Below are 13,170 nucleotides of genomic sequence, written 5' to 3'. Positions count from 1 at the left end.
CTTAAGCTTTAGCCTTCGGCATCTGCGAGACTAACGACAGATTGACGTCCATACCTTCCACCTGGAAGTGTGGTACGGCATACAGCTTGACGCGGAAGAAACCTGGGTTGTCTTCAATATCTTCTACTGTAACTTTTGCATCGCGCAGTGGATGGGAAGCCTGCAAATCATCGCCCGGATCAGTCATCTCAGTGACCAGACTGCGTACCCAATTATTCAGCTCCAACTCCAACAAACGGCGATCTTTGGTGGTGCCGATATTTTCGCGTTGGATCAACTTCAGGTAATGAGCAATACGTGATAGCAGGAAGATATACGGCAGACGGGCATTGATGCGGCTGTTGGCAGTCGCATCCGCCGTTTCATACAATGCTGGCTTTTGGGTAGAGTTAGCCGAGAAGAAGCAAGAGTAATCACGGTTTTTGTAGTAAGACAGTGGGATAAAGCCCAGATTGGCAAACTCAAACTCGCGCGTTTCCGGGATCATCACTTCTGACGGGATTTTCACCTGATTACCGGTGCCCAAATCGTACAGGTGAATCGGCAAGTCAGTTACAGCACCACCCGCTTGTGGACCACGAATCTGCACGCACCAGCCGTTTTTGATGAAACTTTTCACCATGTTGGCCGCAAACGCAAAAGACGCATTCGCCCACAGATATTTTTCATGATCCGGGCCTTTCACTTCTTCAACGTAATTAAAGCTACGTACTGGCACAGTATCAGGGCCATAAGGCAGACGACCCAATACACGCGGCATAGTCAAGCCGATATAGCGTGCATCGTCAGAGTCGCGGAACGATTTCCATTTGATGTATTCCGCGCGATCAAAGTAGTTGCCGATATCTTTGATGGCAGCCACTTCTTCCATGGAGTCTTTGAGGAAGAATTTAGGGCCAACAGAGGCGATAAATGGCATATGTGCCGCAGCAGAAACTTTAGAAATGTTGCGTAATAGCGCGACATCTTGCGGACCGGCATCAAACTCATAGTTAGAAATAACCGAACCGATAGGCTCGCCACCCGGTGTGTCATATTCCTGAATATAGGTATGGCGATATAAGCCACTCTGGACAATTTCCGGGCAATCTTCGAAGTCCTGACGTAAGTCTTCTTTCGACACGTCCAGCAGTTCAATTTTGACATTCTGACGAAAATCAGTGCGGTCAACCAAGAACTTAAGGCCACGCCAGCCGGACTCTACACGCTGGAAATCAGGATGATGCATTACCGCATCTAGCTGGCGACTGATTTGGTCGTCCAGTGCTGCAATGTGGCCATCCAGTAAGGTTTTATCCAGTTTTTCTACTTTTCGAGACGACTGTTTCAACAAGTCTAAAAAGACGCTGACCGCAGCGGTAACACGCTCGTCGGTTGTGGCTTCTGCCAGTGCATCGTTGTTTTGAAAAGCATCAAGACGGGTCAGTGATGACACTGGGCTAAGATTGATTTTTTCAAACAGCGAGGCATAAACCCCCTGGGCGACGGGGCGGTTCTTCTCTAATACGGTCGTCGCACTACCCTGCGCAGCATTTTCCTGTACAGACATCAGCATGTTCCTTTTCTTCTTTCCGTTTACAAGCGGCTAATTCAGTGATTAACAGTCTTTCGGGGCCAATGCCGCCAGTTCAGCACGCAGCTCATCGCTCAGTGCCTCGTCTTTGAGGATATTTTCCAGCTCACGGCGGAAGGTGGCGTTGTCCAGCAGATTGGATTTGAGGTCACGCAGCAGGTTACGCATCGCCAGCAAAGCCCTTAATTGCGGGATTTGACGCGCCACGCTTTCCGGTTCGAAATCTTTCATGTCTCGGAAGGTCAGGGAGACCGCTGTATCCGTGCTATCCCCGGCAAGAGTGTCAGGTACAGTCAACTTCAGGCTCGGTTGAAACTCAGCCAGAACACTGTTGAAATTGTTTTTATTAATATCAAGCTTGTCACGCTCAGACAGCGGGCGCTGTTCCTGGCCATTGCTATAATCTCCCATCACTAATAATTTCAGAGGAAGCTCAACTTTCTTCTGAGCTCCGCCAGTGTGGAGATCTAATTTAATATTAACGCGCGCTTTGGGTATTTCATTCTGGAAACTTGAAGAGGACATCAACGTTCCTTATTGAGTGAAGGAAACTTAGGAAATCCATTCCTGAGAAGATGTGTAAAAATAATCTACGCTGCCAGGTTCAATATCCACAACTCACCGACAATTCGGGTGAATGAAATAAGAAAATAATTGTTCGTAGATAACCTTACCCATTCACCGGATGGCATAAAACAGTCTCTGACAGGTATTTTTCGCACACATTAGCACATCAATTAAATACCCAGCGGCGGCAGTTTAGAAACATTAGACACTTAACACCAATTAGTTAAATGTAACAATTTGTAACAGCAACAAGACCACCACAAACGGATCATCATATTGATATATAAGAATTTTCTCGGTACAGCACAATAACACCCTGTTATTTAAGGGAGACGGAAAACATCATCAAGGCTAAAGTAAGATTACATGTAATTAATTGTAGGACTACTCCTACAATATTTTTTCAAAAAATGTGATTTAAGACGGGAATTTTTATCGATGAGAAAACGAGGGAAATGCCATACCCATTATCATAATGAATAAGTTAATTTATAATAATATGAATGTAGCTTACGAATAGGTCTGACCATTGATGATCGCAAGTTATAAAACATTACCAGACAGTATATTTCTCAATATAAACTTCAGAATAAATAACGTTTAAATCCATTGGTGACACTTTGTTTCGGACGAATTAATCATGATTGCCAGTTTAAAAAACCAATAATTAGATCTTACCAGCCAGATAATCCTGCCGTAAAACTTCAATTCATCGTTTCAATTCCAATTAAATTGAAACGACGAATATTTAGCATGTGAATATATTCTTTCAGTTTACTGCGGCATTGGTCATTCTACCCATCACGAAAGCCAAATTGGCGGCAGCAACTAATGAAGCGGCGTGGGCATCGGTACTCATTTGCTGAGCATTTAATAGGCCATTTGCAGCTTCGTTTGCGACCGTGATAGTACCGACACCATTGCGGTAAGACTCCAGTGCGGCGTCATAGGCGATAAATGAGGTTTTCACCAGATTTAGCGCGGCCTGATTGGATTCAAGTGCAGACCGCAAAGTATCCGCTGCGACCACAATTTCACGTACGGCCAATTCTTGCGTTTTCTTAAATCCTTCAGCCGCCACCGCAGCACGCGACTCGGCTTCTTTGACCCTTGCGGCGCGTATCCCACCATCGTAAATAGGCACACTGACACCGACTAAAATGCTGGACGATGAAGTTTGCTGGCTGATTCCCGGTAAACCCTGAATATCAAAGCGCCCATCTCCCCCAGCCACCGCGCCAGCAAGATAAACCTTCGGCAAGAAGTCCGCCTCCACCGCTTTGACGCCTGCGGTCGCCGCTTCAACTGCCGCGTAGCTAGCTAACACATCTGGTCGCTGGGAAAGGGCCAGACGAATCATCCTTTCTGTTGGTGGGCTAGCAACATCCGGTAAAGCGCGATCCTCCGCATAACCGACTTTAATCGCCAATGAAGGCGAAACCCCCATGGCACCAAGCAATGCCTGATAGGCATCACGTTCAGTCCCCTTGGCCACCACTCGGCGTAATTCAGATTGCGCAACTTGCTGTTGGGCCAAAGCCACTTCTACTGACGTGGCGATACCATTTTTCCTACGCTCCTGCGCAGCATCCTGAATTTTCAGACTATTTTTCAGTGTTTGCTCAGCGATTTGAGTCTGGGTTTGCGCGGCACCATATTGGAAATAGGTGCGGGTAACATCGTAAATAAGCTTCTGGTGCATACCATTAAAGCTCACATTAGCCGCATAGGAAGTCTGTTTGGCCGCTTCAAGTAATGCGCTGCGCTGCCCGAAATCAAAGATAAGCCACTGTAATGCCAATGCAGGAACAACAGCACTTCCAGAAGTTTTAAGATCCTTCTCACCACCGATAGCATAAGGCAAAGGGGTGCTGGTGCTCTGGTAGCCGCCAATAACACTGGCTGAAATGATCGGTAGGAATACCGCCTCGCCCATGCCCACGGCGAGTGCGGCCTGTCGCGCCTGCTGCCAGGCAATACGAGTATCAGGATTCTGATTCTGGGCAATATCGATGAGCTCTGGCAATGAGTAAAGATGCTCACTTTTTATTGCCGGAGATTGGGGCAACTCTGCCACTAGTGGGTTCGCTGGCACTGAAAAGTTACCGGCACCAACCGAGGCTCCGGCATTCCCATCAGGTGTCCAAGGGGTGGAATAGGAGCTGGGGGCGAGGTCTAAGCGGTCGGTAGCACAACCGGCAATTAGCATGCTCAGACTCATTACTGCGCAAGTCAGACTTATTTTGGCGATCCGGGCCGTTAGTACCGCGTGCGTCATCATGTCATCAAGTTCCCAGAAGTTCCTCAAGCCGCTTTATGCGCTGTTGAATCGTCATCTCAATCGGCGATAATGGGTGCCGTAAAGAGTCACTATGCTGCTCTTGCTCATCAGAAAATACGCTAATATCGTCACCTGCCGAGAGGCGGCGCAGTTGCTCAGCATCTGACGGCGATTTTTGGCTGGATAAATACAGGGCCGGGCCTAATCTGCCGATTTCCGCCAATATTGCCTGTAGTCGTGCGCACTCTTCGCGTGAGGGGCGCAATTGTTTTGGCTCAAAGGGAACCAGCGCCAGTTCTTCTCGTGCTCCAGTAACTTCAGCTTCAACAAGGGTTGCTTCTCTCAATGCCGCAGGGCGGGCATGAGATGGCAACGCGGCCAAGTTTGTCAACCCGGTCAATGCTTTGCTAATTCGTATCTGCACAGCATCGGCAATCGCTACTGGCCACCAGCGGGTGAAAATTAAATACACCACCACATTACCCAGCAATATGCCGAGCACCCTATCGAGTGCCACGCCCATATCGGTGCTCGGCCCAAAGCCTTGCAATACTGTCAGGAGGAAAGCCAGCCCTATTTGCACACCGGCATAAGCAATACGTTCGTTGCCACACGACACCCAAGCGGCCAATATCACACCACCAAACACCAGCGCCATCAGTTGCCCAATCTCATTCATGTAAGGAATGATGAAAATGATCGCGAGCACCCCCATTAAGGCTCCAATCAGGCAACCAATGATGCGCAACACCAATTTGTGTACCGTCTCACCCGTGGTACCCAGAGCCGCAACATAGCAGGTGATCATGGCGGTATGAATGTCCTGCCAATCCAACGCGGTGTAAATCAGGTAGCAAATCAGGGCTGCGGCGGTGGTCTTCAGAGCAAAACGTTGATGAACTGGATTAGTGAGCGCATCAGCGGCAAAAAATGAGTCTTTGGGCGCATCAGGATCTGGCCCATTATCTGCATTAGCCAGTGCTAGCAGCGCATTGCTGATTTCAGCAATTTCATCCCCCGCCGACTCAATAGCAAACGGTGGGGCGACGGTAAGATGACCCGCAGCAATTGCCTCGCCAGCACGGGTGCAATATGCCGCCAGCTCAAGGCGCACATTTTCAGGGGCGGTGGCCGGTAAAACCGAGGTTGCCAGCAACAGCCGATAACTGCTTTTTACCGCACTTTCGAGCCAGTGCGCTTCAACCGAGGGGCGCAGATGAAAAATACGCACGAACAGCGCCCGCTGCTGATGCTCATTTTGCCCTTCCTCTAGCAAGTCGGTCACTTTAGCCATATTAGCGGCATCGGGCTGCCGTAGTGCCTCGCCCACCGCCAATAAACGCTCTGACAAACTGGCTCGTAATAACCGCTGCGGGGCGCGGCCAAGAAAGAGGTTAAAGCCAATAATCAACAACATAGGAGCGACAGCCATTAGCCAGGCATAGAGTAGCCCCCGCGTCGCGACTTCACCGAGGGGAATATCACTGAGCAAGGTCATCACAAAAGCGATGACCAGCGCAATAATACTGCCTGCCGGGCCCAATTTGCTCGCCGACCCCAAATAGAGAAACAGAAACGAACTGACGATCAGCGCCGCCATGCGCAGTGGCGCGGCTTCCAAAGTGAAGTGGATAAGTAGAAATACCAGCCCGACAACCAGCGAGACCAATACCGTGATAGCAATCGCCATCACCATACTCTCTACGCCATCCGGTTTCATGACGAAGATAATGAGATAGCAGCTAATCGCGGATTCCGGGATGCCATAAACCATGGCAACCATTGCCATCAAGGCGCACAGCACCGCAACCCGCCATGCCATGGCAAATCGCCCTGGGAAGAAGGCCAGATCGGCTTTTGCCTGGCGGAGCATGCCGCCAAGCGTACCGTCAGCAACCATCGTCATTTCGCACGACAACCACAGCCGTCGCTCCAATGCGCATTAGTTCTTCCGGTGGGTTATCCAGACTAATACGTACCGGGAAACGCTGTACAACGCGGACCCAATTCAGTGACTTCGGCACATAAGGCAGCCCACGTGGAATATTGAGCAAATCCTCCGAACTCACTCCCCAGCCAATCCCCTCGACCCGTCCCTGAATCGCGTGCTGGCGGTCCGCCATAACATACACAGTGGCACAGTCACCCACTTTAATGTTCTTCAATTCTGTTTCACGGAAAAATGCCGACGCGTGCCAATGCTCGGTATTGATGAGGGTAAAAATAGCCTGATCCGGGGCGACAAACTCCCCAGCCGAGACAGTGAGCCCCACCACCCGGCCATCATGCGGAGCGCGTATTTGCGTGTTCGCCAGTTCCCGCTCGGCAATGGCCAATGCCGCGCGACGAGCAACCACCAGCGCTTCGGAAGCTGCCGTTGTGCTCACCAAAGCCTCAGCCGCAAAGGACTGTTTCAGTGCCTGGTTTAAACTGACCTCGGCATCATGTTTCGCCGTCGCGGCATCGTCTACCTGTTGCGCCGTCACATAACCTTTAGGCAACAAAGGTTGTAGCCGTGCCAGTGTTTGAGTCGCCAGCTTAAGATTGGCCCGCGCCCGTACAATTTGTTGGTCAGTGATGGCGGCATTCGACTGTTCGGCTACCACTGTTCTTTGCTGGGTATCCCGAGCAGCTTCTGCCATTTTCAGCTCCGCCTGCGCCTGTTCAACCCGCAAACGATAGAGATCCGGCTCGATAGAAAACAGCAGATCGCCACGCTGAACTTTGCTGTTTTCCTCCACATTCAGCGCAATAATGCGACCAGGAACCGAGCTGGAGACATGCACCACGCTAGCGCCCAGTTCCGCATCTTCCGCCAATGGATTCAGTGTGGTTTGCCGCACTGAAAGCCAGCCCGATATCAGTGCCGCGACCACAATCAGCCCGGCGACAATCAGCGCCAATTGCCGCTTACTCCCCTGTCGCTTATTCATCTTCATAATTTATCGCGCAAACAGTAGTAGGGAACAGATAAATGCCACAGCCAGCGCCAGGCAGACATAGACCAACAGCCGCCATGGCAGCACCTCATCAATACCAACACGAATAAATAGGACGCGAGCGGCCATCGCCGCAATAACCCCGATAAATGCGCAAGCCAGCCAAGCAGGGAAATAAGAGCCAAATAATGCAAAAGAGGGCGCCTCTGAGCGCGTACAGCCGCTCAGAGCAATCGCCGATAACAGAACCCATGACCCACGCCATAAGCTTAGACTGGTGCAATTTAACCTATTGAAAAGAATCAACTGTGGCTTCCCAACATGTTTTTGAATATTTGGCCATCTTTCATAATTACCCGGAATGCAGTCTCTGGATGAGCGATAAGTTGGATATCACTCAGAGGATCACCGTCAACCAGAATCAAATCCGCTAATGCCCCATTTTCCACTACTCCCAGCTTACCGGGATAAGGATTTCTTGGGCCAGAAAAGGCACAAAGTTCGGCGTTAACACTGGTCGCCATCTTGAGAACCTCAATGGGTGAATACCAGCGGGTCAGCTTGGCTAATTGCGCCCCCTGCCGGGTGGCTAATCGCGCATCAAACAGCGTATCAGTGCCCCAGGCGGTCTTGATATTGTATTTTTTTGCCAACATGTAAGCATTATCGGTACCCGAGACCATTTCAAGCTGCTTGGCGCGTGAGGCGGGGCTTGCCATCGGCACCGCATCCTCGTCATCCAGGAAGGGTTGCAAGCTCCACCAGATACCTTTTTCGGCCATCAATTGGACAGTTTCTTCATCCACTAATTGACCATGTTCAATACATTTAACGCCGCCTTTAATGGCCATGGTGACGGCCCGAGCGGTATAGGCGTGAACCGTGACATAGGTGCCCCAGTTTTCGGCGGCGGTGACTGCCGCCTGAATCTCCGGCACTGACCCTTCAGTCACACTGATGGAGTCATACATGGAGGCCACACCACCGCCCGCCATATATTTGAGTTGTGATGCCCCGCGCATCAGTTGCTCTCTGGCGCGTAATAGCACCTGATCGGCACCATCGGCTATGGCGGTCATACCCACACGCTCGGCGTAGCTCAGAGGATCTGATGGGGTATGAGGCAGCTCGCCAATCAGACGAAAATCGCCATGCCCACCAGTTTGGGTAATAAATGCCCCAGATGGGAAGATGCGCGGCCCTTTGGCAATTTGCTCGTCAATGGCGCGTTTCAAGCCAAATACTGGTCCCCCCATATCACGTACCGTGGTGAAGCCACGCATTAAGGTGGCATCTGCTTCGGCAATGGCCAGCGCCTGAATATAGTTAAAATCTGCCGTCATCGCGGTCATCATTGAGGGACGAGCCATAATGGCGTGCCAATGTGCATCAATCAGCCCCGGCATCAATACCCCACCGCCGCCATCAATCAACTCCACATCCGGTGGCAACTCGGTATCAACCGGCTCTACCGACTTGATCTTGTTGCCTTCAACTAAGACTCGCAATCCATCGCGCAGATGGTCTGAAACACCATCAAAAATGCGCACATTAATAAATGCCATTACCTGCACAGCATTGGCAGCGACATCTCTTTTTTGCGGTTTGGTGCCCGGTACTGCCGCTGCAACAGTTGCCGCAGTGATAGGGGCTGATTGGGCCGCTTTCTGGGAAAATACGGTATTAATGCGCACGAACGCCGGGCTATGGCAGAGACAACCGTCAGAATGGCTGGAGGGGGGCTTGATTAATGGCATATGAGACATAGAGTTCTCCTATATGAACTGTCCCCCCAATCAATAATTAGAGGGCCGCGCTCTCGATCATAGATCAAATTCTCACGTAACAGCTTATTTTTATGCCAAAAGTTGACCAAAAATAGTGATTGGCCTCTTATCCTGACGAGAACTAGCGGGTCGCCGACATTATCGCTTTTGACAGGTGTATTTTATCTTTGCCTATGGCAATATACATAACATATATGTTTCGTATAGGTGTTTTATGGGCATTGTTAAAATCTCCGACCTGATGCATGAGAACCTTCGCATCGCCAGTAATGCTATGAGCCGGTCAATTAATGCGCAGGCTGAGCATTGGCTCAAAATGGGCATGCTTGCTGAGCTGTATCCTCAATTGAGCCATCATGAGCTTGCCCGCGCATTGGTACATGCAGAATTACAGGGCGGAGCTGATATTGCCAGAATCATCCAAAGTGAAACCAATACGCTTAATAAAGAAGAGAACGCGCAATGACATCAGTAAAGATCCACTCGCCAGCTGAGATTGAAATGGCCCGCGCCGCAGGTCAGGCTGCCGCGAAAGTACTGGAAATGATCACGCCGTATGTGCAAGCGGGTATCACAACCGATGAAATTGACCGGCTATGCCACGATTACATTGTGAACGTACTCAAGGTTATTCCTGCAAACATTGGTTATCACGGCTATACCCGTACCGTTTGTACCTCTGTAAATCATGTGGTTTGTCACGGGATCCCATCCGACAAAAAACTCAAAAAGGGTGACATTGTTAATATCGATGTGGCCATTATTAAAGATGGTTGGTATGGCGATACCAGCAGAATGTACTATGTTGGAGAGCCATCAGTCAGGGCTAAGCGCTTGGTGGATATCACTTATTTATCCATGGTTGCCGGTATTAAAGTGGTGCGTCCAGGAGCAACACTTGGGGACATAGGTGCTGCTATTCAACACGTAGCGGAGAGCGCTGGGTTTTCTGTGGTGCGGGAATATTGTGGTCATGGGGTTGGGCAGGAATATCATACCGACCCACAGATATTGCACTATGGCACGCCGGGATTGGGTATGAGCCTCAAAGCGGGGATGATTTTTACCATTGAGCCAATGATTAATGCCGGTAAAGCAGCAACCAGCGTTCTTTCTGATGGCTGGACAGTTGTCACCAAAGACCGCTCACTTTCGGCGCAGTGGGAACATACTATTGCAGTGACGGAGTCAGGTTACGACCTGCTGACACCTTGGCCAGAAGGCACCGGCGAATACGCGCCAATCTAATATTTCCCGGTATTCGTGGCCCATTAATCTGCCACGAATACCAGAAAATTACCGTTTAATATCTCAGCGGTAGTAAATCGCAATATGCTGATCTTGCACTTTTTCTATTCTTATTTTTAGATCAAAAATCTCTTCCAGAATATCCGGCTGCATTATTTTTTCTGGTGCCCCGCGATAAATAACCGCACCGTCTTTCATCGCAATAATATGGTCGGAATACGCAGAAGCGAAGTTGATATCGTGAATAACCAATATGATGGTTTTGTTCAGTTCATCTGCTGCGCGCCGCAATTGTTTCATCATCGCGACACAGTGCTTCATATCCAGATTATTTAATGGCTCATCCAGCAGGATATATTTCGTATCCTGACACAGCACCATGGCAACATAAGCACGTTGCCGCTGCCCGCCAGAGAGTTCATCAAGATACCTATCTTTCAGCGGCATCAAATTAAGGAATTCCATGGCCGCATCAATATGTTGGCGATCATTGGCATTGAGCCTGCCTTTTGAATAAGGATAGCGCCCAAAACCTACCAAATCCGCGACAGTCAGCCGGCTGGTGAAATGATTTTCCTGGCGTAAAACCGACAGGATAGTGGCCAATTTATCCCCGGAAGTTTTCGCCACATCCAGCCCATTAAACCTCACACTCCCGAGGTCGGGAGTGAGTAAACGGCTCATAATCGACAATAACGTAGACTTTCCGGCACCATTCGGCCCAATAATTGAGGTAATTCCACCTGAAGGAATATGCTCATTTATATTATCGAGTACCAAAGTATCCTGGTATTTTTTATTAATATCAGTTATTTCAATCACACCGGAGCCTTTTTTATTAAAAGATAAATAAACAGCGCGCCGCCAACAAACTCAATAACCACTGACAGCGTTCCCGACATGTTCAGTAAACGTTCGAGAATTAATTGCCCACCAACCAACGTAATAGCTCCCAGCAGAAAAACGCCGGGCAACAAATATTGATGTCGGAATGAGCCCACAATGGGATAAGCCAGATTAGCGATAAGCAGACCTAAAAATGTTAACGGCCCGACAAGTGCAGTAGAGATAGCCACCAGCAATGAAACAAGCAGCAAAATAATGGTTATCTTTTTCTGATAGGCAACACCCAGATTAACCGCGGTATTTCTACCCAGCGCGATAATATCGAGGCAATGGCGCATACGCCAAACAGCAATACCCACAATAACGATTATCCCAGTGGAGAGAGCAATAATTTCAGGCGCGGCTCGCGTAAAGGTAGCAAATACCCTCCCCTGTAATATGGCAAACTCCCCCGGAGAGAGTAGGCGCTGCATCAGGCTAGATAAACTACGGAATAAGGTGCCGCACACCAACCAAACCAATAGCACCTTGTGCAGATTGATGCCCACGCCCATCAGTAACCAGCGGTAGAGAAATGCCGAGAACAGCAATAACAATGCTGACTCACAGAGAAACTTACCGGTAATACCTAATACTCTGAACCCATCGGCATCAACAAAAAATATCAGTAGGGTTTGTATCAGAATAAATAGTGCTTCAAGCCCCATGACCGAGGGGGTCAAAATACGGTTATTGGTGACGGTTTGGAATAAGACGGTGGCAATGCCAGCAGCAAATGCAACCAATAACATCGTGGCTAAAATAAGGCCACGATGCACCAGCACATAGTGGATATTGCCCCTGAGATTAATGGTCATGAAGAGAACAATCGCACTAAGGGCAATGAAGCTTAATAACAATAACCGCTTTGCCGGTAGACTTAGCGTTTTGCTTTTCTCGTGCCGGAGAGAGCCTGTTGGAGAATATTCATTAGCCTGCATGGCGTTTTGTCCTAACAATTAATAATAGGAAAACGAATGCACCAATTGCGCCCAGAATAACGCTGGCCGGTATTTCAAACGGATAGCTGATTAACCGACCAATAATGTCGCATAACACGACCAGTGCTCCGCCACATAGCGCGACCCAAGGAATGGTGCGGCGCAAATTGTCGCCCATCGCCATGCTGACAATATTAGGCACAATCAACCCCAAGAAAGGCAGCACACCAATCACTACCACCACCACGCCGCTAATGATGGCAATAATGGACATTCCCATCAGCATAACGCGTTGATAATTAAGCCCGACATTGACCGAGAAATCTCGCCCCATTCCAGCGACGGTAAAGCGGTCTGCAATCAGGCAGGCAATCAGCGTCAGTGCTCCAACTATCCACAGCAGCTCATAACGCCCCTGTAATACACCCGAGAAATCGCCCGATTCCCAACTGCCCAGTGATTGCAGAAGATCAAATTCCATAGCCAGAAAAGTCGTTACGGCACTAAATACTGCTCCCAGCATAATGCCGGTCAATGGAACCATGAGTGCCGACTTCATTCTCATTCGTGCCAATAACAGCATGAAAAGCGCGGTGCCGCCCATGGCAAATACCGTCGCCACCAGCATTTTGACCATAACTGGCGCTGCCGGGTAAAACACCATGATCAGCAATAAACCAAGGCTGGCTGACTGGGTGGTGCCAGCAATTGAAGGTTCGACAAAACGGTTTTGAGTCAGCATCTGCATGATAAGGCCGGCAACACTCATCGCGCTGCCCGCCAAGACTAATGCCAATGTTCGCGGTACACGGCTTATCACAAAAATATCGCGCATATCCGGGTCAGACCAAACATCAGCCAAAGTGACATTCCCGGCACCGATAAATAAGCTGCATATCATCAGGCCCAGTAAAACCACCAGGCCTGCAATAAAGCTAAGATTTTTCAT

12 protein-coding genes are annotated in these 13,170 nt (G+C 49.4%); 2 read left to right on the top strand and 10 right to left on the bottom strand.

The window, feature by feature from the left end; translation table 11 throughout:
- Nucleotide 1: 1 nt before the first annotated feature.
- From tssC to FTA96_RS18100, 7 genes are all read right to left on the bottom strand, one after another.
- Nucleotides 2–1,555, bottom strand: coding sequence for a type VI secretion system contractile sheath large subunit (gene tssC, locus FTA96_RS18130; RefSeq protein ID WP_050108416.1), 1,554 nt, complete (start codon nucleotides 1,553–1,555; stop codon nucleotides 2–4).
- Between the two features lie 42 nt (nucleotides 1,556–1,597).
- On the bottom strand, nucleotides 1,598–2,098 hold the full coding sequence (tssB, locus tag FTA96_RS18125) for a type VI secretion system contractile sheath small subunit (RefSeq protein ID WP_050318109.1): 501 nt from the start codon (nucleotides 2,096–2,098) through the stop codon (nucleotides 1,598–1,600).
- Between the two features lie 811 nt (nucleotides 2,099–2,909).
- A complete protein-coding gene (locus FTA96_RS18120) occupies nucleotides 2,910–4,421 on the bottom strand; it encodes a TolC family protein (protein ID WP_050134348.1) in 1,512 nt (503 codons plus the stop codon).
- A gap of 4 nt (nucleotides 4,422–4,425) precedes the next feature.
- Nucleotides 4,426–6,327: an FUSC family protein gene (locus FTA96_RS18115; RefSeq protein ID WP_186372894.1), complete on the bottom strand. Its 1,902-nt coding sequence runs from the start codon at nucleotides 6,325–6,327 to the stop codon at nucleotides 4,426–4,428.
- Entirely contained in the window at nucleotides 6,311–7,354 is a 1,044-nt protein-coding gene (gene mdtN, locus FTA96_RS18110; RefSeq protein ID WP_050108710.1) for a multidrug transporter subunit MdtN, read from the bottom strand. Before mdtN ends, FTA96_RS18115 begins: the two co-directional genes overlap by 17 nt.
- Before the next feature lie 9 nt (nucleotides 7,355–7,363).
- Nucleotides 7,364–7,666: a YtcA family lipoprotein gene (locus tag FTA96_RS18105; protein ID WP_235897522.1), complete on the bottom strand. Its 303-nt coding sequence runs from the start codon at nucleotides 7,664–7,666 to the stop codon at nucleotides 7,364–7,366.
- Nucleotides 7,663–9,126 carry a metal-dependent hydrolase family protein gene (locus FTA96_RS18100; RefSeq protein WP_145574485.1) on the bottom strand — a complete coding sequence of 488 codons (1,464 nt, stop codon included), beginning with the start codon at nucleotides 9,124–9,126 and terminating at the stop codon, nucleotides 7,663–7,665. Before FTA96_RS18100 ends, FTA96_RS18105 begins: the two co-directional genes overlap by 4 nt.
- Before the next feature lie 235 nt (nucleotides 9,127–9,361).
- Here FTA96_RS18100 and FTA96_RS18095 point away from each other — a divergent pair, with 235 nt between their 5' ends.
- Nucleotides 9,362–9,613 (top strand): ParD-like family protein, encoded by a 252-nt coding sequence (locus FTA96_RS18095; RefSeq protein WP_050108426.1) that lies wholly within the window; start codon nucleotides 9,362–9,364, stop codon nucleotides 9,611–9,613.
- Entirely contained in the window at nucleotides 9,610–10,395 is a 786-nt protein-coding gene (map, locus tag FTA96_RS18090) for a type I methionyl aminopeptidase (RefSeq protein ID WP_050108428.1), read from the top strand. Before FTA96_RS18095 ends, map begins: the two co-directional genes overlap by 4 nt.
- A gap of 63 nt (nucleotides 10,396–10,458) precedes the next feature.
- On the opposite strand, the gene FTA96_RS18085 is transcribed toward map, so the two are convergent.
- Genes FTA96_RS18085 through FTA96_RS18075 form a run of 3 tightly spaced genes read right to left on the bottom strand, consistent with a single transcriptional unit; the run spans nucleotide 10,459 to nucleotide 13,170 of the window.
- Nucleotides 10,459–11,217, bottom strand: coding sequence for an iron ABC transporter ATP-binding protein (locus FTA96_RS18085; RefSeq protein ID WP_050108431.1), 759 nt, complete (start codon nucleotides 11,215–11,217; stop codon nucleotides 10,459–10,461).
- Complete coding sequence (locus tag FTA96_RS18080; protein WP_145574483.1) at nucleotides 11,214–12,221, bottom strand: iron chelate uptake ABC transporter family permease subunit; 1,008 nt, start codon at nucleotides 12,219–12,221, stop codon at nucleotides 11,214–11,216. Before FTA96_RS18080 ends, FTA96_RS18085 begins: the two co-directional genes overlap by 4 nt.
- The gene (locus tag FTA96_RS18075) at nucleotides 12,211–13,170 is read right to left on the bottom strand and encodes an ABC transporter permease (RefSeq protein ID WP_050318101.1); all 960 of its coding nucleotides are present in this window, start codon (nucleotides 13,168–13,170) and stop codon (nucleotides 12,211–12,213) included. The genes FTA96_RS18080 and FTA96_RS18075 overlap by 11 nt, the downstream gene beginning before the upstream one ends.

Source organism: Yersinia alsatica (genome assembly GCF_902170305.1).
Lineage (GTDB): Bacteria > Pseudomonadota > Gammaproteobacteria > Enterobacterales > Enterobacteriaceae > Yersinia > Yersinia alsatica.
This window is presented reverse-complemented; position numbering and strand designations above follow the sequence as displayed.

Coding starts and splice junctions, on each gene's coding strand:
- mdtN (WP_050108710.1), bottom strand. CDS start 7,354: ATGAATAAGCGACAGGGGAGTAAGCGGCAATTGGCGCTGATTGTCGCC.
- FTA96_RS18100 (WP_145574485.1), bottom strand. CDS start 9,126: ATGTCTCATATGCCATTAATCAAGCCCCCCTCCAGCCATTCTGACGGT.
- FTA96_RS18080 (WP_145574483.1), bottom strand. CDS start 12,221: ATGCAGGCTAATGAATATTCTCCAACAGGCTCTCTCCGGCACGAGAAA.
- FTA96_RS18120 (WP_050134348.1), bottom strand. CDS start 4,421: ATGATGACGCACGCGGTACTAACGGCCCGGATCGCCAAAATAAGTCTG.
- map (WP_050108428.1), top strand. CDS start 9,610: ATGACATCAGTAAAGATCCACTCGCCAGCTGAGATTGAAATGGCCCGC.
- FTA96_RS18115 (WP_186372894.1), bottom strand. CDS start 6,327: ATGACGATGGTTGCTGACGGTACGCTTGGCGGCATGCTCCGCCAGGCA.
- tssB (WP_050318109.1), bottom strand. CDS start 2,098: ATGTCCTCTTCAAGTTTCCAGAATGAAATACCCAAAGCGCGCGTTAAT.
- tssC (WP_050108416.1), bottom strand. CDS start 1,555: ATGCTGATGTCTGTACAGGAAAATGCTGCGCAGGGTAGTGCGACGACC.
- FTA96_RS18075 (WP_050318101.1), bottom strand. CDS start 13,170: ATGAAAAATCTTAGCTTTATTGCAGGCCTGGTGGTTTTACTGGGCCTG.
- FTA96_RS18095 (WP_050108426.1), top strand. CDS start 9,362: ATGGGCATTGTTAAAATCTCCGACCTGATGCATGAGAACCTTCGCATC.